The 20,176-nt window shown below is 67.2% G+C and carries 21 protein-coding genes; 19 read left to right on the forward strand and 2 right to left on the reverse strand.

Annotation, left to right across the window (positions count from 1 at the left end; translation table 11 throughout):
- From KF780_04700 to KF780_04725, 6 genes are read left to right on the forward strand one after another with little or no spacing between them, the layout of a single operon-like run.
- Complete coding sequence (locus KF780_04700; GenBank protein MBX3561093.1) at nucleotides 1-738, forward strand: 1-acyl-sn-glycerol-3-phosphate acyltransferase; 738 nt, start codon at nucleotides 1-3, stop codon at nucleotides 736-738.
- Nucleotides 735-2,063: a tRNA (N6-isopentenyl adenosine(37)-C2)-methylthiotransferase MiaB gene (gene miaB / locus KF780_04705; GenBank protein ID MBX3561094.1), complete on the forward strand. Its 1,329-nt coding sequence runs from the start codon at nucleotides 735-737 to the stop codon at nucleotides 2,061-2,063. Before KF780_04700 ends, miaB begins: the two co-directional genes overlap by 4 nt.
- On the forward strand, nucleotides 2,063-3,058 hold the full coding sequence (locus KF780_04710) for a PhoH family protein (GenBank protein ID MBX3561095.1): 996 nt from the start codon (nucleotides 2,063-2,065) through the stop codon (nucleotides 3,056-3,058). The genes miaB and KF780_04710 overlap by 1 nt, the downstream gene beginning before the upstream one ends.
- Nucleotides 3,059-3,078: 20 nt before the next feature.
- Nucleotides 3,079-3,531, forward strand: coding sequence for an rRNA maturation RNase YbeY (ybeY, locus tag KF780_04715; protein MBX3561096.1), 453 nt, complete (start codon nucleotides 3,079-3,081; stop codon nucleotides 3,529-3,531).
- Between the two features lie 37 nt (nucleotides 3,532-3,568).
- Nucleotides 3,569-4,456, forward strand: coding sequence for an HlyC/CorC family transporter (locus KF780_04720; GenBank protein MBX3561097.1), 888 nt, complete (start codon nucleotides 3,569-3,571; stop codon nucleotides 4,454-4,456).
- Complete coding sequence (locus KF780_04725) at nucleotides 4,453-5,232, forward strand: enoyl-CoA hydratase/isomerase family protein (protein MBX3561098.1); 780 nt, start codon at nucleotides 4,453-4,455, stop codon at nucleotides 5,230-5,232. Before KF780_04720 ends, KF780_04725 begins: the two co-directional genes overlap by 4 nt.
- Here KF780_04725 and KF780_04730 read toward each other — a convergent pair.
- Nucleotides 5,229-5,555, reverse strand: a complete 327-nt coding sequence (locus KF780_04730; GenBank protein MBX3561099.1) for a helix-turn-helix transcriptional regulator — start codon at nucleotides 5,553-5,555, stop codon at nucleotides 5,229-5,231. The two genes, KF780_04725 and KF780_04730, sit on opposite strands and share 4 nt — an antisense overlap.
- A gap of 46 nt (nucleotides 5,556-5,601) precedes the next feature.
- Between KF780_04730 and KF780_04735 the strand changes: the two genes are divergently transcribed.
- The 12 genes from KF780_04735 (at nucleotide 5,602) to KF780_04790 (ending at nucleotide 17,835) form a co-directional block, all read left to right on the forward strand.
- Complete coding sequence (locus KF780_04735) at nucleotides 5,602-6,090, forward strand: SRPBCC domain-containing protein (GenBank protein MBX3561100.1); 489 nt, start codon at nucleotides 5,602-5,604, stop codon at nucleotides 6,088-6,090.
- A gap of 51 nt (nucleotides 6,091-6,141) precedes the next feature.
- Nucleotides 6,142-7,674 carry an acyl-CoA carboxylase subunit beta gene (locus KF780_04740; protein MBX3561101.1) on the forward strand — a complete coding sequence of 511 codons (1,533 nt, stop codon included), beginning with the start codon at nucleotides 6,142-6,144 and terminating at the stop codon, nucleotides 7,672-7,674.
- Nucleotides 7,675-7,704: 30 nt separating this feature from the next.
- Nucleotides 7,705-8,142 (forward strand): hypothetical protein, encoded by a 438-nt coding sequence (locus KF780_04745; protein MBX3561102.1) that lies wholly within the window; start codon nucleotides 7,705-7,707, stop codon nucleotides 8,140-8,142.
- On the forward strand, nucleotides 8,139-8,558 hold the full coding sequence (mce, locus tag KF780_04750; protein ID MBX3561103.1) for a methylmalonyl-CoA epimerase: 420 nt from the start codon (nucleotides 8,139-8,141) through the stop codon (nucleotides 8,556-8,558). The genes KF780_04745 and mce overlap by 4 nt, the downstream gene beginning before the upstream one ends.
- 204 nt (nucleotides 8,559-8,762) lie before the next feature.
- On the forward strand, nucleotides 8,763-10,913 hold the full coding sequence (gene scpA / locus KF780_04755; protein ID MBX3561104.1) for a methylmalonyl-CoA mutase: 2,151 nt from the start codon (nucleotides 8,763-8,765) through the stop codon (nucleotides 10,911-10,913).
- 14 nt (nucleotides 10,914-10,927) lie between these two features.
- A complete protein-coding gene (locus KF780_04760; GenBank protein MBX3561105.1) occupies nucleotides 10,928-11,473 on the forward strand; it encodes a hypothetical protein in 546 nt (181 codons plus the stop codon).
- Between the two features lie 19 nt (nucleotides 11,474-11,492).
- A complete protein-coding gene (gene bioB / locus KF780_04765; GenBank protein MBX3561106.1) occupies nucleotides 11,493-12,488 on the forward strand; it encodes a biotin synthase BioB in 996 nt (331 codons plus the stop codon).
- A 19-nt stretch (nucleotides 12,489-12,507) separates the two neighbouring features.
- Nucleotides 12,508-12,894, forward strand: coding sequence for a DUF1311 domain-containing protein (locus KF780_04770; GenBank protein MBX3561107.1), 387 nt, complete (start codon nucleotides 12,508-12,510; stop codon nucleotides 12,892-12,894).
- 7 nt (nucleotides 12,895-12,901) lie between these two features.
- Entirely contained in the window at nucleotides 12,902-14,914 is a 2,013-nt protein-coding gene (locus tag KF780_04775; protein ID MBX3561108.1) for an acetyl/propionyl/methylcrotonyl-CoA carboxylase subunit alpha, read from the forward strand.
- Between the two features lie 49 nt (nucleotides 14,915-14,963).
- A complete protein-coding gene (locus KF780_04780; protein MBX3561109.1) occupies nucleotides 14,964-15,776 on the forward strand; it encodes a MipA/OmpV family protein in 813 nt (270 codons plus the stop codon).
- A gap of 120 nt (nucleotides 15,777-15,896) precedes the next feature.
- Complete coding sequence (locus KF780_04785) at nucleotides 15,897-17,201, forward strand: M20/M25/M40 family metallo-hydrolase (GenBank protein MBX3561110.1); 1,305 nt, start codon at nucleotides 15,897-15,899, stop codon at nucleotides 17,199-17,201.
- Nucleotides 17,202-17,271: 70 nt separating this feature from the next.
- Complete coding sequence (locus KF780_04790; GenBank protein MBX3561111.1) at nucleotides 17,272-17,835, forward strand: hypothetical protein; 564 nt, start codon at nucleotides 17,272-17,274, stop codon at nucleotides 17,833-17,835.
- Between the two features lie 244 nt (nucleotides 17,836-18,079).
- On the opposite strand, the gene ubiG is transcribed toward KF780_04790, so the two are convergent.
- The gene (gene ubiG, locus KF780_04795) at nucleotides 18,080-18,805 is read right to left on the reverse strand and encodes a bifunctional 2-polyprenyl-6-hydroxyphenol methylase/3-demethylubiquinol 3-O-methyltransferase UbiG (GenBank protein ID MBX3561112.1); all 726 of its coding nucleotides are present in this window, start codon (nucleotides 18,803-18,805) and stop codon (nucleotides 18,080-18,082) included.
- 85 nt (nucleotides 18,806-18,890) lie between these two features.
- Here ubiG and KF780_04800 point away from each other — a divergent pair, with 85 nt between their 5' ends.
- Complete coding sequence (locus KF780_04800) at nucleotides 18,891-20,132, forward strand: aspartate kinase (GenBank protein MBX3561113.1); 1,242 nt, start codon at nucleotides 18,891-18,893, stop codon at nucleotides 20,130-20,132.
- Nucleotides 20,133-20,176 lie beyond the last annotated feature (44 nt).

The raw sequence follows: 20,176 nt of genomic DNA on the forward strand, positions 1-20,176 counted from the left end.
CTGCGCATCGCATGGCGCACGGCCGGCATCGCCGCCGGCCTGCTCGCCTGCGTGCCCGCCCATTATCTCGCGCGGCTCGCCACCGGCGGCTCGGGCTGGCCGCGCCGCTTCCTCGGCCATGCCGGTCGCCGCGCCGGGCTGCGCGTCCGGATCGAGGGCAGGCCGCTCGGCAGTAACGTCCTGTTCGTCGCCAATCACGAAAGCTGGCTCGACATCCTCGCGCTGGGTGGCGCGACCGAATTGTCCTTCGTCGCGATGGAGGAGCTGTCGCGCTGGCCGGTGGTGGGCTGGCTCGCCGGACTGAACCGTACCATCTATGTCGCCCGCGCCGAACGCGGCGCGGTGAAGGGGCAGGCCGACGCGGTGCGCGCAGGCCTGGCCGAGGGGCTGGCGGTGGCGCTGTTTCCGGAAGGCACGACCGAGGGCGGGCGCGGCGTGCTGCCTTTCCGCCCTAGCCTGCTCGCCTCGCTCTATCCGCCGTTGCCGGGAGTCAAGGTGCAGCCCGTGGCGATCGACTATCATCTTCACGAAGCGGAGATCGCCTGGATCGGCGACGAGCCCGCCGGAGCCAATGCGAAGCGGATGCTGTCGCGCAAAGAGCCGATCCCGGTCACCCTGCGCTTTCTCGATCCGATCGATCCGGCCGAGGCGGGGGACCGCAAGGCGCTGGCGGCGCAAGCCCATGCGGCGGTGGTCGCGGCGCTCGGCGCTTCCGTGGCCGCGCCCGATCCCTTATAGGCCCGGCGATGACCAAGCCCGAATCCCGCACCTTCGCGGTCAAGTCCTACGGCTGCCAGATGAACGTCTATGACGGGGAGCGGATGGCCGAAGCGCTTGCCGCCGATGGCTATGCTCCGGTGCCGGAGGGCGCGGACGCCGATCTGGTCGTGCTCAACACCTGCCATATCCGCGAGAAAGCGACCGAGAAGGTCTATTCCGAGATCGGCCGGCTCAGGCGCCGCGAGAGCGGAGCGCCGATGATCGCCGTCGCCGGCTGCGTCGCGCAGGCGGAGGGCGCGGAGATCGCGCGCCGCGCGAAAGTGGACGTGGTGGTCGGCCCGCAGGCCTATCACAACCTGCCCGCTCTGGTCGCGAAGGCGGCGCGGGGCGAGGGACTGGCGCTCGACACGGACATGCCGGCCGCCTCCAAGTTCGGCGCGCTGCCCGCCCGGCGCAAGGTCGCGCCGTCGGCCTTCCTCACCGTGCAGGAAGGCTGCGACAAGTTCTGCACCTATTGCGTCGTGCCCTATACGCGCGGCGCGGAGGTCAGCCGGCCCTTCGCCGCGATCCTCGACGAAGCGAAGGCGCTGGCCGATGCCGGCGCGCGCGAGCTCACCTTGCTGGGGCAGAACGTCAATGCCTGGGCGGACGGCGGCAACGGCCTGCACGACCTGATCGAGGCGATCGCGGCGATCCCGCAGGTAGCGCGCATCCGCTACACGACCAGTCATCCGGGCGACATGACCGACGGCCTGATCGCCGCGCATCGCGATGTCGAGAAGCTGATGCCGTTCCTCCATCTGCCGGTGCAGGCGGGGAGCGACCGGGTGCTGAAGGCGATGAACCGCAGCCACACGACGGCATCCTATCTGGAGATCCTCGATCGCGTCCGCGCCGCGCGCCCGGACATCGCGCTGTCCGGCGACTTCATCGTCGGCTTCCCCGGCGAGACCGACGCCGAGTTCGCGGAGACGCTGAAGCTGGTCGAGGAGGTGCGCTACGCCCAGGCCTATTCCTTCAAATATTCGCCTCGACCGGGCACCCCGGCCGCGGATATGGATGGCCAGGTGGCACATGAGGTCATGGATGAGCGGCTGCAGCGGCTCCAGGCACTTCTGAACGCGCACCAGCTCGCCTTCAATCAGGCCAGCGTGGGCAAACGCACACAGGTGCTGCTCGAGCGCCCCGGCCGCCGCCCCGGCCAGCGCGTCGGCAAGACGCCGTGGCTGCAATCGGTCCATCTCGAAACCGCCGCGAAGATCGGCGACATCGTTGAAGTCGAATTGCGCTCCGCCGGCCCCAACAGCCTGGCCGGCGCCGAGCTTGTGAAAGAAGCGGCCTGATGGCGCAGAACAAGAAAACCGAAACCTCTGCCGGCCCCCGCGCCCGGGTCGAGATCGAGTTCGAGCAGGCGCATCTGCTCGGCCCCCTGTTCGGCGAGTTCGACCGCAACCTGGTGGCGATCGAGGACCGGCTCGGCGTCTATATCGCCGCGCGCGGGACCAAGGTGCAGATCGAGGGCGAGCCCGAGGCGGCGGCCCGCGCGCGCGAGGTGCTGCTCGGTCTCTACAACCGGCTCGACGAGGGCCAGGACATCGACGCCGAATTGGTCAACGCGATCATCGCCATGTCGGGCCAGCCGACGCTGGAGGGGATCGTCGCGCCGGACGTGGCCGATCCGCCCAAGGTGATGATCCGCACCCGCAAGAAGACGATCGTCCCGCGCTCCAAGACGCAGGCCGTCTATATGGAGGCGCTGGCCCGCGACGAGATGATCTTCGCATTGGGCCCGGCGGGCACCGGCAAGACCTATCTCGCCGTCGCGCAGGCGGTGCAGCAGCTCATCGGCGGCTCGGTGGATCGCCTGATCCTGTCGCGTCCGGCCGTCGAAGCCGGCGAGCGGCTCGGCTTCCTGCCCGGCGACATGAAGGAGAAGGTCGATCCCTATCTCCGCCCGCTCTACGACGCGCTCTATGACATGCTGCCGACCGAGCAGGTCGAGCGGCGCATCGCGTCCGGCGAGATCGAGATCGCGCCGATCGCCTTCATGCGCGGCCGCACGCTCTCCGACGCCTTCATCATCCTCGACGAGGCGCAGAACACCACGCCGCAGCAGATGAAGATGTTCCTCACCCGTTTCGGCATGCGCAGCCGCATGGTGATCTGCGGCGATCCGCAGCAGGTGGATCTGCCCGATGTCGGCAAGTCCGGCCTCGCCGACGCGGTCGCCAAGCTGGAGGGGATCGACAAGATCGCCACGATCCGCTTCGGCCCCGGCGACGTGGTCCGCCACCCGCTGGTCGGCAAGATCGTCGAGGCTTATGAGGGCAAGGCATGACGATCCTCGTCGAAGCCGACATGTCCGAGGACTGGGACTCTAGCACCGACTGGCCGGCGCTCGCCGGCCGGTCCGTCCATGCCGCGATCCTCTCCAGCCGCCACGCCGCGCTCGCCGACAGCGAGGCGGAGGTTTCGGTCAAGTTCACCTCCAATGCCGAAGTCCATGCCCTGAACGCCGAATGGCGCGGCAAGGACAAGCCGACCAACGTCCTCTCCTTCCCGATGGCGGAGGAGGACGAACTCGCTCAGGCGCCCCTGCTCGGCGATATCGTGCTGGCGCATGGCGTCTGCGCGGCGGAGGCCGCCGACAAGGCGATCCCGGTCGCCGATCATGCCGCGCATCTGATGGTGCACGGCATGCTCCATCTGCTAGGTTACGATCACGAAACGAGCGATGCGGACGCCGAGGAGATGGAGGCGGCCGAGCGGCGCGCGCTCGCCTCGATCGGCATCGCCGACCCCTATTCATGAGATTTCGTCAACAATACGAGGTGCAACCTTAAACCCCATGGAAGACGACAGTCCCGGCGTTCGGCAGGAGGAACGGACATTCTGGAGCGGCCTGAGGGCGTTCCTGTTCGGGAATGGCGAGGCGACGCTTCGCGACCAGATCGAGGAGGCGATCGAGAGCCGCGAGGGCGAGGCGCCGCGGGTCGGCGATCTCAGCGATGCCGAGCGGCTGATGCTTCGCAACATCCTCCATTTCGGCGACAAGACGGCCGGCGACGTCGCCGTCCCGCGCGGCGAGATCGTCGCCGTGCCCAGCACCATCTCCTTTACCGATCTGGTCGAGGCGCTCCGCGAGGCCGAGCACAGCCGGCTGCCGGTCTACGAAGGCAGCCTCGATACCGTGATCGGCATGGTCCATATCAAGGACGTCTTCTCCTATCACATGTCGGACAAGGCGCCGCCGGCGGACATCCGCATGCTGATGCGCGCGCCGCTCTACGTGCCGGAATCGATGGGGATGCTCGATCTGCTCGCCCGGATGCGCGCGGGCCGGGTCCATCTCGCCATCGTCGTCGACGAATTCGGCGGCACGGAAGGGCTGCTCACCATCGAGGATGTGGTCGAGGAGATCGTCGGCGATATCGAGGACGAGCATGACGAGGAATTGCCCGGCCAGCTCATCCCGCTCGACGACGGCGTTTGGGACGCGGACGGCCGGGCCGAGCTGGAGGATGTCGCGCAGGTGATCGACGCCCGGCTCGGCGTGACCGAAGAGGATGTCGAGACCTTGGGCGGTCTGGCCTCGCTGCTCGCCGGCGGCATCCCCCGGCCCGGCGAGGTGCTGGATCATCCGAGCGGTTGGCGGCTGGAGGTGACGGACGCCGACACGCGCCGGGTGACGCGGCTGCGCCTCCATGCGCCGGTCGAGACGGTGGAGAGCGAATGAGCTACGCACAGATCAGGCTGGAGATCGGCGCCGATCGTGTCGCGACGCTGACGCTGAACCGGCCCGACAGCCTGAACGCGCTTACGTCCGCGATGCTCGACGAGATCCGTGCGGCGGTGGAGAGCCTGCCGGAAGCCGGCGCACGCTGTCTGCTGCTGACCGGGGCGGGGCGGGGCTTTTCGAGCGGCGCCGATCTCGCTTCGGGCGGCGGCCTGCCCGACGATGTCGGCGCGGCGCTGGAGGCGCATTTCAATCCTTTGGTCGAGGCCCTGTTCGCCTGCCCGCTGCCCATCGTCGCGGCGGTGAACGGGCCGGCGGCCGGGGCGGGATGCAGCCTCGCGCTCGCCGCCGATATCGTGATCGCGGGCGAGTCCGCCTATTTCCTCCAGGCCTTCATCAATATCGGCCTCATCCCCGATGCCGGCGCGACCTGGCTGCTGCCCCGCCTGGCCGGCCGGGCGCGGGCCATGGAGATGATGATGCTGGGCGAGCGCATCCCGGCCGCCAAGGCCGCCGAATGGGGTCTGATCAGCCGCGTCGTGCCGGACGAGGAGCTCGCCGCCGAGGGCGCCGCGCTTGCCGCGCGCCTCGCGCAAGGCCCCACCGTTGCCTACGGCCTGCTCCGCCGCCTCGCTCGCGAGGCCGAGCAGCGGACGCTGACCGAGGCGCTCGGCGCCGAGCGGATCGCCCAGCGCGACGCTGGGCGATCCGAGGATTTCAGGCAGGGCGTCATCGCATTCCTGCAGAAGCGCCCGCCGAGCTTCGACGGGCGCTAGGCCCGCTCGAGATCGTTTTTCAGCCGGTCGAGCAGGCCGACGGCGCGGGCCGCATAGGGGCCGATCCAGCGGTCGTGGATGTGCTTGATCGGGAGCGGATTGAGGTGATTCCACCGCTCCCGCCCCCGGCGCTCGGCGATCACCAGCTCCGCCTCTTCCAGCACCTTCAGATGCTGCATCACCGTGCAGCGGTCGAGGTCCGGGAACGACGCGCACAGCGTGCCGGTGGTCTGCGGATCGTCCTTGAGCAGATCGAGGATCGAGCGCCGCGTGGCCGCCGACAGCGCCTTGAAAATCCGGTCGTTCCGCGCCTCGATTGACATGTTATAGCTTTATAACATATAAGCGCGGCGATCAAGGAGAATCGCCATGGATCTCAGGTTCAGGATCAGCGGCTTCATCGCCCGGCCCGTCCACGAGGTGTTCGAGGCGGTGGCCAATCCGGACACGCTGTCGCGCTATTTCACCACCGGCGGTGCCAAGGGCCGGATCGAGCCGGGCGCGACCGTGATATGGGATTTCGCCGATTTTCCCGGCGCGTTTCCCGTCGAGGTGGTCGAGGTCGTGCCCGACCGCAGGATCGTGCTGAAATGGGAGGCCTATGAGGGCCCGCCGCCTGACGGGGTGAGCGATGCCCCGGCGGAAGCCCCGTCCGGCTATCAGACGACGGTGACGATGACCTTCGAGCCGAAGGGCGACGAGCGCACCTTCGTCACCATCGCCGAGGAAGGCTGGCGGCAGACCGAGCGCGGCCTGCAGGGCAGTTATGGCAACTGCCAGGGCTGGGCGCAGATGCTGTGCGCGATGAAGGCCTGGGTCGAGCACGGCATCAATCTGCGCGAGGGCTTCTACAAATAGCCCCGCCACACGCGCTTGACCTTTGTCGCGGCAAGGTCTTTCACCATGCCCATGGCTACGACGATCGAAGAACTGGAGCGCCGCCGCGAGCAGGCGCGCATGGGTGGCGGCGAAAAGCGCATCGCGGCGCAGCACGCCAAGGGGCGGCTGACCGCGCGCGAGCGGCTGAGTGTGCTGCTCGATCCGGGCAGCTTCGAAGAATATGACATGTATGTCGAGCACAACTGCGTCGACTTCGGCATGGCGGAGCAGAAGGTGCCGGGCGACGGCGTCGTCACCGGCTCGGGCACAATCAACGGCCGCCTTGTCTATGTCTTCGCGCAGGATTTCACCGTGTTCGGCGGCTCGCTGTCCGAGCGCCACGCGCAGAAGATCTGCAAGATCATGGACATGGCGCTGAAGGTCGGCGCGCCCGTGATCGGCCTGAACGACAGCGGCGGCGCCCGCATTCAGGAGGGTGTCGCGTCATTGGGCGGCTATGCCGAGGTGTTCCAGCGCAACGTGCTCGCCTCCGGCGTCGTGCCGCAGATTTCCCTCATCATGGGCCCCTGCGCGGGCGGCGCGGTATACAGCCCGGCGATGACCGACTTCATCTTCATGGTGAAGGACTCATCCTACATGTTCGTCACCGGCCCGGACGTGGTGAAGACCGTCACCAACGAGGTGGTGACGCAGGAGGAGTTGGGCGGCGCCGTCACGCACACCACCAAGTCCGGCGTCGCCGACGTGGCGTTCGAGAACGACATCGACGCCTTGCTCGCCACCCGCGACTTCTTCGATTTCCTGCCGCTCTCCAACCGGCACGATCTGCCCGAGCGGCCTTGCGACGATCCCTGGGACCGGATCGAGGACAGCCTCGACACCCTGATCCCGGACAGCGCCAACAAGCCCTACGACATGCACGAGCTGATCGCGAAGACCGTCGACGACGGCGATTTCTTCGAGGTGCAGCCGACCCATGCCGCCAACATCGTCACCGGCTTCGGCCGGATCGAGGGGCGCACGGTGGGCATCGTCGCCAACCAGCCGATGGTGCTGGCCGGCGTGCTCGACATTAAATCGTCCAAGAAGGCCGGCCGCTTCGTCCGCTTCTGCGACGCCTTCGAGATTCCGATCGTGACCTTCGTCGACGTCCCCGGCTTCCTCCCCGGCGTCGCGCAGGAGCATGACGGCATCATCAAGAACGGCGCGAAGCTGCTCTTCGCCTATGCCGAGGCGACCGTGCCGAAGATCACCGTCATCACCCGCAAGGCCTATGGCGGCGCCTATGACGTGATGGCGTCCAAGCACCTGCGCGGCGACCTCAACTATGCCTGGCCCACCGCCGAGATCGCCGTGATGGGCGCCAAGGGCGCGGTCGAGATCATCTTCCGCAAGGACATCGGCGACCCCGAGAAGATCGCCGCGCGCACGGCGGAATATGAGGAACGCTTCGCCAATCCCTTCGTGGCGGCGAGCAAGGGCTTCATCGACGAGGTCATCATGCCGCACTCCACCCGACGGCGGATCGCGCTGGGATTGAGGAAGCTGCGGGATAAGCAGTTAGAGAACCCGTGGAAGAAGCATGATAATATTCCGCTTTAGCGGCATCGTGCATATTCGAGGGGAAATCAGATGAAAAACCAGCGCGCAGCTTTTGTCGCAGGCATCGCCATTATGAGCCTGTGTGGATGTGGCGGGCAATCCGATGACGGTGTGGTCTATGACGCCAATGCCCTCCTAGACAGTGCAATCAGCGAAACCGTGACCGTTCCGGAAGGTGAGGCAGTGCCTGTGCCATCGGACCCTAGAGCCTCTTACAGATTGGTGAGTTGGTCCCGAATGGAGAACGGAAATCTCGAAGCTCTGACCCGGAGAGATGGTCCGTCTGGCACCAGTTTTGCCCGTCGTGAAATTGACTGTGATGCGATGACCTTCCGTTATCTCGGTGAAGGGGACACTTTGGCTGAAGCTGAAGCCGATAGCCCGAACCTAGGGGAGATGAGCGCACTATTGCCGGGTTCCATCTCGACCGAGGTTTCCGAATTCGTATGTCGCAGGGCGAGAGTATGAAGCTCGGCCGTCTGAATCATGTAGGCGTGGCCACCCCCTCGATCGCGCAATCGATCGCCACCTATCGCGACCTGATGGGCGCGGAGGTGGTGCGCGAACCGTTCGATCTGCCCGAGCAGGGTGTGAAGGTCTGCTTCATCGACACGCCGAACAGCCAGATCGAGCTGATCGAGCCGCTGGGCGCGGACTCGCCGATCGTGAAGTTCCTGGAGAAGAATCCGCAGGGCGGGCAGCATCATGTCTGCTTCGAGGTGCCGGACATCGAAGCGGCGCGGGCCTGGTTCGAGGGCAAGGGCGCCCGCATCCTCGGCCCGACGCGGACGGGCGCGCACGGGACGCCGATCTTCTTCCTCCACCCGAAGGATATGGGCGGGGTGCTGACCGAGATCATGGAGACGCCGCGTGGTAATCACTGATCCCCTCCCCCCTTGCGGGGGAGGATACCGCAGCTTGGCGGCGTGCCGCCTAGCGGAGGTTGGAGAGGGGGGCGCTCGCGGCGCGAGCGCACGGGCGCAAGTGCGCCCGCCTCACCCTCTCCCAGCTTCGACTAGGGCCGCGCAAAAAGGCGCGACCCAAGTCTGCGCAACCCTCCCCCGTCAAGGGGGAGGGAGGATGGCGGCATGACCGACAAGAAACCCACCCCCGCCGATTGGGAAGCCCTTGCCGCCAAGGAGGTGAAGGGCCGCGATCTCGTCTGGCATACGCCCGAGGGCATCGACGTGAAGCCGCTCTACACGGCGGACGACACGGCCGACCTCGACCCCGGCCTCCCCGGCTTCGCCCCGTTCACGCGCGGGGTGCGCGCCTCCATGTATGCCGGGCGTCCCTGGACGATCCGCCAATATGCCGGCTTTTCCACCGCCGAGGAGAGCAACGCCTTCTACCGGCGCAACCTCGCCGCCGGGCAGAAGGGGCTTTCGGTGGCCTTCGATCTCGCCACCCATCGCGGCTATGATTCCGATCACCCCCGCGTCGTCGGCGATGTCGGCAAGGCGGGCGTGGCGATCGACAGCGTCGAGGACATGAAGATCCTGTTCGACGGCATCCCGCTCGACCGGATGAGCGTCTCGATGACGATGAACGGGGCGGTCATCCCGATCCTCGCCTTCTTCATCGTCGCGGGCGAGGAGCAGGGCGTCCCTCGGGAGAAGCTGGACGGCACGATCCAGAACGACATCCTGAAGGAGTTCATGGTCCGCAACACCTATATCTACCCGCCCGAGCCCTCGATGCGGATCGTCAGCGACATCATCGCCTATACCTCGGCCCACATGCCGAAGTTCAATTCGATCTCGATCTCCGGCTATCACATGCAGGAGGCCGGGGCGACGCAGGTGCAGGAGCTCGCCTTCACCATCGCCGACGGCCGCGAATATGCGCTGGCGGCGATGGCCTCCGGCCTCGACATCGACAGGTTCGCGGGCCGCCTCAGCTTCTTCTTCGCGATCGGCATGAACTTCTTCATGGAGGTCGCGAAGCTGCGCGCCGCGCGCATACTCTGGCACCGGGTGATGACGCAGCTGGGCGCGAAGGACGAGCGGAGCAAGATGCTGCGCACCCATTGCCAGACCTCGGGCGTGTCGCTGACCGAGCAGGACCCCTACAACAATGTGATCCGCACCACGATCGAGGCGATGGCGGCGATGCTGGGCGGGACCCAGTCCCTGCACACCAACAGCCTCGACGAGGCGGTGGCGCTGCCCACCGATTTCTCCGCCCGCATCGCGCGCAACACCCAGCTCGTCATCCAGGAGGAGACGGGCATGTGCAACGTCGTCGATCCGCTGGGCGGGTCTTACTATGTCGAGGCGCTGACGCAGAGCCTCGTCGACAAGGCGTGGGAGATCATCGATCGGGTCGAGGCCGAAGGCGGCATGGCGAAGGCCGTGGCGGCCGGCTGGCCCAAGGCGATGATCGAGGAAGCGAGCGCCGCCCGCGCCGCCCGGGTGGACCGGGGCGAGGACGTGATCGTCGGCGTCAACAAATATCGCAAGGACGGCGAGGAGGAGCTCGACATCCTCGACGTCGACAATCACGCCGTGCGCGAGGCGCAGATCGCCCGCATCAACCGGGTCAAGGCCGGGCGCGACGAAGCCGCCTGCCAGGCCGCGCTGGCCGCGCTGCGCGAGGGTGCGAGCGGCAAGGGCAACCTCCTCGCCCTCGCCGTCGATTGTGCCCGCGCCCGCGCCACTTTGGGCGAGATCAGTTCGGCGATGGAGGATGCGTTCGGCCGCTACGGCACCAACCCGACCCCCGTCTCCGGCATCTATGGCGGCGCCTACCGGGACGACCGCCGCTGGGCGCGGCTTACCGAGGGGGTCGAGTCCATCGGCAAGCGGATGGGCCGCAAGCCCAGGATGCTGGTCGCCAAGATGGGGCAGGACGGCCACGATCGCGGCGCCAATCTGGTCAGCTCCGCCTTCGGCGATCTCGGCTTCGAGATCGTCCCCGGCCCGCTCTTCCAGACGCCCAGGGAAGCCGCCGAGCTGGCGATCGAGAAGGGCGTTGACGTGGTCGGTGCCTCCAGCCTCGCGGCGGGTCACAAGACGCTGATCCCCGAGCTGATCGGCCATCTGAAGGATGCCGGCCGCGCCGACATCAAGGTCGTCGCCGGCGGCGTCATCCCGACGCAGGACTATCAGTTCCTGCGCGACGCCGGGGTGCAGGCGATCTTCGGCCCCGGCACCAACCTGGTCGACGCGGCGGGCGAGGTGCTGAAGCTGCTCGGCCACAACATGCCGCCGGAAGACGTAGAGGAGGCCGCGCAATGACATGCCCGAAACGCATGAGATTGCTCGCGAGCGCCCTCGCGATCGCTGCTCTCGTGTCTCCCTTTTCGCATGGTGCTTGGGCAAGTCAGGCGATCTCTTCCGAACCGGTGCGGATTACGCGACCGCAGCTGATCCGGATTGTGCCGATGCCGTTGGATAACGCGCTGGAGCTGTTCAGGGCCGCGTGTATCGAGACCTTCCCCGACCCCTCCGCATTCGATCATGCGGTTGAGACGCTAGACATGGGGTTCGAAAGATCGACGGACGTGGCTCCGGGAACTCGGCAGTGGAGAGAGGGCGAGCGATATTTCACGCTCGAAACCGCGTCGGGGAGACAGGGGTGCTCGTTCAGGGTAGCCGTCACCGAGCGGTTCTCCCGACCTGAGCTCATCATGCGCATCGGCACGGCTGTCGCCCCCGATCAGGCGGTCACGGATCGGACATTCTTTGCCTATTGGGATCTTGGTCAAACGGGTTGCAGAATCGAGTATCTGCCCGCGTCCGAGGATTCGCGCGTTTTCACGCTCATGCTCCGGGCTGGAGAAAGAGGCGATTGCTGATGCGAGCGGGAGTTATCGTATGACCGGCCCACGCACCGACTGGACGCGCGCGGAGATCACCGCCCTCTTCGATCGCCCCCTCCTCGACCTCGTCTTCGAGGCGCAGCAAATCCACCGCGCCCATCACGCGCCGAACGAGGTGCAGCTCTCCACCCTGCTCAGCATCAAGACCGGCGGCTGCCCGGAGGATTGCGGCTATTGCTCGCAGTCCGTCCATGCCGACAGCGGGGTCAAGGCGACCAAGCTGATGGACGTGCGGCAAGTGCTGCAGGCCGCCGCGCAGGCGCGCGATCACGGCTCGACCCGCTTCTGCATGGGCGCCGCCTGGCGCAATCCCAGGGACCGCGACATGCCGGCCATCGTCGAGATGGTGAAGGCCGTGCGCGCCATGGGCATGGAAACCTGCATGACGCTCGGCATGCTGAGCGAGACGCAGGCCCGCACGCTCGCCGCCGCCGGCCTCGATTATTACAACCACAATATCGACACCGCGCCCGAACGTTATAACGAGGTCATCACCACCCGCGTGTTTGAGGACCGGCTGGAGACGCTGGACCATGTCCGCGCCTCCGGCATGAACGTGTGTTGCGGCGGGATCGTCGGCATGGGCGAGACGCGCGAGGACCGGGTCGGCTTCCTCCATGCCCTGGCGACCCTGCCCGAACATCCCGGCAGCGTGCCGATCAACGCCCTGGTCCCCATCAAGGGCACGGTGCTGGGCGACATGCTGGCCGACACGCCGCTTGCGAAGATCGACGATATCGAATTCGTCCGTACCGTCGCGGTGGCGCGGATCAGCATGCCCGGAAGCATGGTGCGCCTGTCGGCGGGGCGCGAGAGCATGAGCGAGAGCACGCAGGCGCTCTGCTTCATGGCGGGTGCCAATTCGATCTTCACCGGCGACAAATTGCTCACCGCCCCCAATGCCGGCGACGACAATGACGTCGCGATGTTCGCAAGGCTCGGGCTGAAGGCGATGGCCGCCGAAGCCCCCACGCAGGTGGCGGCGGAATGAACGCGGAAGGAAAAGGCCGATGATGTCCTTGCTTTATGCCCTTGCGGCCCTGTCTGCCGCGCAGGCCGCGCCGGATTGCCGCAATCCGGTGACGCAGGCGGACATGAATCGCTGCGCCGCGCTCGAGTTCGCGGCGTCGGACGCGCAGCTCAACGCCGCCTGGCCCGGCGTGCTCGCTTATGCCCGCGCGCAGGACCAGGCGAACCGGACGACCGACAACCGGCAGGGCGCGGCGGCGCGGCTGCTGCAGGCGCAGCGGGCGTGGATCACCTTCCGCGATGCCCATTGCACGGTCGAAAGCTATCAGGCGCGCGGCGGCTCGATGGAGCCGTTGCTCTACAACACCTGCCGCGCCCATCTCACCCGCCAGCGTGTCGCGCAGCTTCACGCACTCCAGGTCGAATAGGGGGACCATGTTTTCCAAGATCCTGATCGCCAATCGCGGTGAAATCGCCTGCCGCGTCATCAAGACGGCGCGGCGCATGGGCATCAAGACGGTCGCCGTCTATTCGGACGCCGATGCGCGCGCGCCGCATGTGCTCATGGCGGACGAAAGCGTCCGGCTCGGCCCGCCGCCGGCCGCCGAATCCTATCTGAAGGCGGACCTCATCATCGAGGCGTGCCGCGCGACCGGCGCGGAGGCCGTCCATCCCGGCTACGGCTTCCTGTCCGAACGCGAAAGTTTCGCCAGGGCGCTGGCCGAGGCCGGCATCGCCTTCATCGGCCCGCCGCCGAACGCCATCGCCGCGATGGGCGACAAGATCGAATCGAAGAAGCTGGCCCAGCAGGCCGGCGTCAATGTCGTCCCCGGCTATCTGGGCGAGATCGCCGACACGGACGAGGCCGTCAGGATCGCCAACGACATCGGCTATCCGGTGATGATGAAGGCCAGCGCCGGCGGCGGCGGCAAGGGCATGCGCCTCGCTTATTCCGAGCAGGATGTGCGCGAGGGCTTCGAGGCGACGAAGCGCGAAGGCCTGAACAGCTTTGGCGACGATCGCGTCTTCATCGAGAAGTTCATCCTCAGCCCCCGCCATATCGAGATCCAGGTGCTGGGCGACCGGCACGGCAACATCGTCTATCTTGGCGAGCGCGAATGCTCGATCCAGCGCCGCCACCAGAAGGTGGTGGAGGAGGCGCCGTCGCCCTTCGTGAGCCCCGAGATGCGCAAGGCGATGGGCGAGCAGGCGGTCGCGCTCGCCCGGGCCGTGGGCTATTACAGCGCCGGCACGGTCGAGCTGATCGTCTCGGGCGCCGACGCGACGGGGACAAGCTTCTACTTCCTGGAGATGAACACCCGCCTCCAGGTCGAGCATCCGGTGACCGAGGAGATTACCGGCCTCGATCTGGTCGAGCAGATGATCCGCGTCGCCGCCGGGGAAAAGCTCGCCTTCACCCAGGACGATGTGACGCTCACCGGCTGGGCGATAGAGAACCGCGTCTATGCCGAAGACCCCTATCGCGGCTTCCTCCCCTCCACCGGTCGGCTGGTCCGCTATCGGCCGCCGCAGGAAGGGCGCGGGCCGGAGCTGCGCACCCGCGTCGACGACGGCGTCGCCGAGGGCGGCGAAGTCTCGATGTTCTACGATCCGATGATCGCCAAGCTCGTCACCTGGGCGCCGACGAGGCTGGCGGCGATCGACCGGCAGGTCCGCGCGCTCGACGCCTTCCGCATCGACGGCATCGGCCACAACATCGATTTCCTCTCCGCCTTGATGCAGCATCCGCGCTTCCGCTCGGGTGACATCACCACCGGCTTCATCGCCGAGGAATATCCCGAAGGCTTCGCCGGTGCGCCGACCGGCGAGGCGCTGCTCGCCGATCTCGCCGCCATCGCCGCCCTGGTCGGCCATGAAAATGACCGCCGCGCGGCCTCGATCGGCGGCCAGCTCGGCGATCCGGTCGCCGCGCCGGACGATCTGGTCGTCCGCATCGCCGGCACCGAGCATCGCCTGCGCGTCGAGCCTGCCGAGGGCGCGACCCTGATCCACCGCGCCGGCGAGGATCACCCGCATGAGATTCTCGGCGGCTGGCAGCCGGGCGAGCTGCGTTTCAAGGGTGCGGTCGACGGCCGGCCGCACATCGTCCAGATCGCGCGCGCCGGGCGCAAATGGCGCCTCGCCAGCCACGGCGCCAGCCACCTGGTCGAGGTGCTGCCCGCGCATGTCGCCGAGCTGTCGCGCCACATGATCGAGAAGGTGCCGCCCGATCTCTCCAAGTTCCTGATCTGCCCGATGCCCGGCCTGCTCACCGCCTTGCATGTCGCGGCGGGCGACACGGTGGAGGCCGGCCAGCCGCTCGCCGTGGTCGAGGCGATGAAGATGGAGAATATCCTGCGCGCCGAGAAATCGGGGACGGTGAAGACGGTTCAGGCGAGGCCCGGCGACAGCCTCGCCGTCGATGCCGTGATCCTGGAATTCGAATGATCCTCGTCACATCGGCGCAACAAAGTCCGCATCGGGCCGTTCTGGCGCGATGACGATGTTTCGCTCCTGTCGCGTTCTCGTGTTCGCCGCCGCAGCCCTGCCGCTTGCCCTCGCCGGGCCCGCTTGGGCGCAGGATCGTGACGAGGAAAAGCCTGGCTGGATCGTCACGGTCGGCGGCGGCGCGCAGGTCTTTCCCGGATATCCCGGCGCGGACGGCGTCGATGTCTTCCCGTTGCCGATCCTCGGTCTGCGCCGCGAGGGCCGGCCGATGGCGTTCGAAGCGCCGGACCAGGGTTGGGGCTTCGGCCTGCTCGGGTCCGACAGCCCGTTCGATTTCGGTCCGGCCATGCAGTTCCAGAACAAGCGCCGCGATCGCGATGTCGGCGCGCCGGTCGGCGAGGTCGGCTTCACGGTCGAGGCCGGCGGCTTCGCGCAGGCGTTCGTCACGCCCAATCTGCGCCTGCGTGTCGAAGGGCGGCGCGGCATCGGCGGCCATGATGGCTGGGTCGGCGACATTTCCGCCGATTTCGTGATCCGCGACGATGACAATATGATCTTCTCGATCGGCCCGCGCGCCCGGATCGCCGACGGCGGCTATCATCGCGCCTATTTCGGCGTCACGCCCGCCGCCGCGACGGCGACCGGCCTGCCCGAATACCGCCCCGGCGGCGGTTTCTACGCCATCGGCGCCTCGGCAGGGCTCACCCGGCGCCTGTCGCGCGAGTGGGGAATCTACGCCTATGCGGGCTATGACCGGCTGATCGGCGACGCGGCGGATTCCCCGCTGGTCCGCACCTTCGGCTCGCGCGATCAATTCTCCGGCGGCATCGGCCTGTTCTACGAATTCACCGTCCGGCCGTAGAATTCGCCAATCCATCCGCCTTGAAATGCCTGTTCCCTTTTCGTCTCGGTGGATCAAGCCCTAGCCGACCCGCATCCCCTCCGTTAGGTTCCCGCCTCCGCCATCCGCCAGGAGCCCCGCATGAAGCCGATCGCCTTTCTCGCCCTGTTGCTGTGGGTGCCAGCCGCCGCGCACGCCTCGCTGACCGGCGCCGAACGCCGGATGGCGCAGACGGTGACGCAGGAACATGCGCGCACGATCGGGTTCCTGGAGCGGATGGTGAACGTGAACAGCGGCACGCTCAATCTGGCGGGCGTGGCGGAGGTGGGCGAAATGGTCCGCGCCGAGCTGGAGCCGCTGGGCTTCGCGGTCGAATGGCTCGACATGCGCGAGACGGGCCGGGCCGGCCATATCGTCGCCAATCATCGCGGCAACGGACGCGGCAAGCGCCTCCTCCTCATCGCCCATCTCGACACGGTGTTCGAGGCGGACAGCCCGTTCCAGACCTTCACCCGCGAGGGCAATCGCGCCACCGGCCCCGGCATCGGCGACGACAAGGGCGGCATCGCGGTGATCGTCGCGGCCCTGCGCGCCATGCATGCGGCCGGCACCTTGCGGGACGCCGATATCCGGGTCGTGCTGACCGGCGACGAGGAGCGGCCCGGCGCGCCGCTGGACGTCGCCCGGCGCGATCTGATCGAGGCCGGGCGCTGGGCGGACGTGGCGCTTGAATTCGAAGGGCTGGCCCGCGAGAACGGCGTCGATCACGCCACCATCGCCCGGCGCAGCTCGGGGACGTGGACGCTGACCACGACCGGCCGCTCGGGCCATTCCTCGGGCGTCTTCTCCGACACTCTCGGCTATGGCGCGATCTACGAGCTGGCGCGCATCCTCGATGCCTTCCGGCGCGAGCTGCCGGAGGCCAATCTCACCTACAATGTCGGCGTCATGGCGGGCGGCACGCCGGCCGAGATCGACGCGGACGGCTTCCGCGTCGCCGCCTCGGGCAAGACCAACATCGTCGCCGAACGGGCGATCGCGCGCGGCGATCTTCGCACCCTGACGCCGGAGCAGGACGCCCGGGCGCGCGAACGGATGCAGGCGATCGTCGCGCAGCACCTGCCGCAGACCTCGGCCGAGCTGGTCTTCACCGGCGACGGTTATCCCCCCATGGCGCCGACCGAGGGCAATCGGGCGATCCTCGCCCGCCTCAATCGGGTCAATCGCGATCTCGGCCTGCCGGAAATGCCGGAATTCGACCCCGCCCGGCGCGGCGCCGCCGATTCCGGTTTCGTCGCGGCGGACGTTGACACGCTCGCCGGTCTCGGTGCGGCCGGCGGCGGCGCCCACGCGCCGAACGAATGGCTCGATCTCGACAGCCTCGTCCGCCAGTCCCAGCGCGCCGCCATCCTGATGACCCGGCTCAGCCGGGAGCCGCGGGAATAGGGGACGGACATGTAAGGAAGATATCCGTTATGACTGGGAATCGAACGATTGCTGCGATAACCTTTTGATAATGCAACAGGTCGCCTTGTTCTTGATAGCTGCGCTGACTTCCGCTGCGCCCGCTCTGGCCCAACCAGATGTCGAACGTGGCTTTGCAGGAGTGTTGAGGGGCTGCGAAGAATGGGTTCTCCAGCCAGCGAGTTGGGTGGATGGGGCCGAACCTTTCATTGCCGCGGTAGGTCTCGGAAATGAGATGAGTCTCGTCGAGAATGTACCGGAAGTATCCCTGCCACCAACGGAACTCCGACATGGGAATCACTATTGGCACGTCAATTCGACTGAAGATGCAGGGTATTTTCTGGTGGTCTCCGATCAGCTTCCAATGTGTCACATCACCGGCGGTGGAAACACGGACCTGCAACCAGCGATCGAGGCGATTCTCGCATCGGAAACCTTTGGAATGCGCTGGCGGCAGATTTCAGACAGCACAAGAGAAGGCATGATAACGACAGTTTTCCAACACCGCGAAAACGAATCTTTCTCCATCGCAATCAGTCGCGCGAGACAGCCGAACCAGAGACTGGACCGCGTGCAGGTGCTGGCAACGGCGACCTATTCCACGACGAGCCGCTGAGAAGGTCTGCTTGGGGCCGAAAGTAACTCTCCCGCCCGCTTCCAATGTAGGAAATGCTCTGTCACGCTCGCCCCGAATCGGGGTTCCGGCCTCGCTTCGCCGGCTCTTTGAATCGTCCGTTTCGCGCGAAAAATTCTCTCGGCCATGCCGTCGCGCATATGGGTGAAGATGCTGAAGTTAAGTGCCGCCGTGCCCGGCTCGGGTGCCGGCCGGAAACACCCCTCACCCTGTAAACTTTGTCAACTTATCCCTCTGCGCGCCGCGCCGTCAGCAGATAGTTGAGCGATACGTCCTCGCCGAGCTGGAAGCCCCGCGTCGGAGTCCAGCCGAGGCCGGTCACGTCGGTCACCTCCAGCCCCGCTTCGGCGAGATGCGCGGTCAGCTCGTCCGGCGTCAGGAATTTGCCCCAGTCGTGCGTGCCTTTCGGGATTTGCCCCAGTCCCTCGCCGATCCCGATCATCACCAGCCGCGAGAGCGCGGTGCGGTTCGGCGTGGACATGACGAGCAGGCCGCCCTCGACCAGCGCGCCAGCCAGCCCCGCGACGAAGGCCGGCACGTCCGCGACATGCTCCACCACCTCCATCGATGTGACGAGGTCGTAGCGCCCGGCCAGCGCCTCCGTCCCGCCGACGCGATAGTCGATGGCAAGGCCCTGGCCTTCGGCATGGAGCCGCGCCGCCGCGATATTCTCCGGCGCCGCGTCCAGCGCCGTCACCGCCGCGCCCAGCCGGGCCAGCGGCTCGGCGAGCAGCCCGGCGCCGCAGCCGACGTCCACCGCGCTCCTGCCCGCCAGCGGTTTCAAATCATGCTCGTCCACCCCCCAATGGGCGTCGATCCGCGCACGCAGATAGGCGAGGCGCACCGGATTGAGCCGGTGCAGCATCGCCGAGCTGCCCTTCGGGTCCCACCAATCGGCGGCGAGCGTGCCGAAATGGGCGGCTTCCCTGGGGTCGATCGTCGTCGCGGTCATTGCCGTCACCCTTGCATGCATAACGCCCCGGGGAAAGAGCCGCGCCGCTTGCCATCGCGTCGTCCGCTCCCTAAGCGCGCGTCCCATGGCCCGCATCGTCATGAAGTTCGGCGGCACGTCCATGGCGGGGATCGAGCGGATCCGCCATGTCGCCGCGCGCGTGAAGGCGGAGACGGATGCGGGCAACCAGGTCGCCGTCGTCGTCTCGGCGATGGCGGGCGAGACGGACCGGCTCGTCCAGCTCTGCCGGGAGGCCGCCTCGCTCTACGATCCGCGCGAATATGACGTGGTGGTGGCCTCGGGCGAGCAGGTGACGAGCGGCCTGCTCGCGATCACGCTGCAGGGCATGGGCCTCAATGCCCGCTCCTATATGGGCTGGCAGCTCCCGATCCGCGCCTCCGGCCACGCCGCCGCCCTGATCGAGGGAATTGACGTGGACGTGCTGGAGCGCGTCTTCGACGGCGGCGGCATCGCCGTCATCCCGGGCTTCCAGGGCGTCACCACCGACGGCGCGCTGGCGACGTTCGGCCGGGGCGGCTCGGACACGTCGGCGGTCGCGCTCGCCGCCGCCATGCAGGCCGACCGCTGCGACATCTACACCGACGTGGACGGCGTCTACACCACCGATCCGCGCATCGTGCCGCGCGCCCGCAAGCTCGACCTCGTCACCTATGAGGAGATGCTGGAGCTGGCGAGCGTCGGCGCCAAGGTGCTCCAGACCCGCTCGGTCGGGCTGGCGATGCGCTACAACATGCCTCTGCAGGTCCTGTCCTCGTTCGAGGACGGGCCGGGGACGATGATCGTCGGCGACGAGGCAATCGAGGGAAGCGACATGGAACGCAACGTCATCACCGGCATCGCCTACGACAAGAACGAGGCGCGCGTGACGCTGACCGGAATTCCGGACCGGCCAGGCGTCGTCGCCGCCGTTTTCGGGCCGCTCGCCGAGGCGAACATCAATGTCGACATGATCGTCCAGAACATCCCGCGCGCGGGCGAGGCGAGCGACCTCACCTTCACCGTGCCGACCGCCTCGCTCGCCCATGCGGCGGCCGAGCTGGAGAAGCTCAAGGGTGCGATCGGCTTTGCCGAGATGCTGACCGACACCAATGTCGTGAAAGTCAGTGCGGTCGGCGTCGGCATGCGCTCCAATGCCGGCATCGCCGCGACCCTGTTCAGGACGCTCGCCGATCGCGGCATCAACATCGTCGCGATCACCACCTCGGAGATCAAGGTCTCGGTGCTGATCCCGGAGGAATATACCGAACTGGCCGTGCGCGTGCTTCACACCGCCTACGGCCTCGATGCCGAGGAGGATGCGGCGTGAACGATGTGAGCGCGAGTGTCGGCCGCGATCGGCTGAAGCGCCTG

The sequence above is a fragment of the Sphingomonas sp. genome (assembly GCA_019635535.1).
GTDB lineage: Bacteria > Pseudomonadota > Alphaproteobacteria > Sphingomonadales > Sphingomonadaceae > Allosphingosinicella.

Coding starts and splice junctions, on each gene's coding strand:
- KF780_04710 (MBX3561095.1), top strand. CDS start 2,063: ATGGCGCAGAACAAGAAAACCGAAACCTCTGCCGGCCCCCGCGCCCGG.
- ybeY (MBX3561096.1), top strand. CDS start 3,079: ATGTCCGAGGACTGGGACTCTAGCACCGACTGGCCGGCGCTCGCCGGC.
- KF780_04720 (MBX3561097.1), top strand. CDS start 3,569: ATGGAAGACGACAGTCCCGGCGTTCGGCAGGAGGAACGGACATTCTGG.
- KF780_04725 (MBX3561098.1), top strand. CDS start 4,453: ATGAGCTACGCACAGATCAGGCTGGAGATCGGCGCCGATCGTGTCGCG.
- KF780_04730 (MBX3561099.1), bottom strand. CDS start 5,555: ATGTCAATCGAGGCGCGGAACGACCGGATTTTCAAGGCGCTGTCGGCG.
- KF780_04735 (MBX3561100.1), top strand. CDS start 5,602: ATGGATCTCAGGTTCAGGATCAGCGGCTTCATCGCCCGGCCCGTCCAC.
- KF780_04740 (MBX3561101.1), top strand. CDS start 6,142: ATGGCTACGACGATCGAAGAACTGGAGCGCCGCCGCGAGCAGGCGCGC.
- KF780_04745 (MBX3561102.1), top strand. CDS start 7,705: ATGAAAAACCAGCGCGCAGCTTTTGTCGCAGGCATCGCCATTATGAGC.
- mce (MBX3561103.1), top strand. CDS start 8,139: ATGAAGCTCGGCCGTCTGAATCATGTAGGCGTGGCCACCCCCTCGATC.
- scpA (MBX3561104.1), top strand. CDS start 8,763: ATGACCGACAAGAAACCCACCCCCGCCGATTGGGAAGCCCTTGCCGCC.
- KF780_04760 (MBX3561105.1), top strand. CDS start 10,928: ATGAGATTGCTCGCGAGCGCCCTCGCGATCGCTGCTCTCGTGTCTCCC.
- bioB (MBX3561106.1), top strand. CDS start 11,493: ATGACCGGCCCACGCACCGACTGGACGCGCGCGGAGATCACCGCCCTC.
- KF780_04770 (MBX3561107.1), top strand. CDS start 12,508: ATGATGTCCTTGCTTTATGCCCTTGCGGCCCTGTCTGCCGCGCAGGCC.
- KF780_04775 (MBX3561108.1), top strand. CDS start 12,902: ATGTTTTCCAAGATCCTGATCGCCAATCGCGGTGAAATCGCCTGCCGC.
- KF780_04780 (MBX3561109.1), top strand. CDS start 14,964: ATGACGATGTTTCGCTCCTGTCGCGTTCTCGTGTTCGCCGCCGCAGCC.
- KF780_04785 (MBX3561110.1), top strand. CDS start 15,897: ATGAAGCCGATCGCCTTTCTCGCCCTGTTGCTGTGGGTGCCAGCCGCC.
- KF780_04790 (MBX3561111.1), top strand. CDS start 17,272: ATGCAACAGGTCGCCTTGTTCTTGATAGCTGCGCTGACTTCCGCTGCG.
- ubiG (MBX3561112.1), bottom strand. CDS start 18,805: ATGACCGCGACGACGATCGACCCCAGGGAAGCCGCCCATTTCGGCACG.
- KF780_04800 (MBX3561113.1), top strand. CDS start 18,891: ATGGCCCGCATCGTCATGAAGTTCGGCGGCACGTCCATGGCGGGGATC.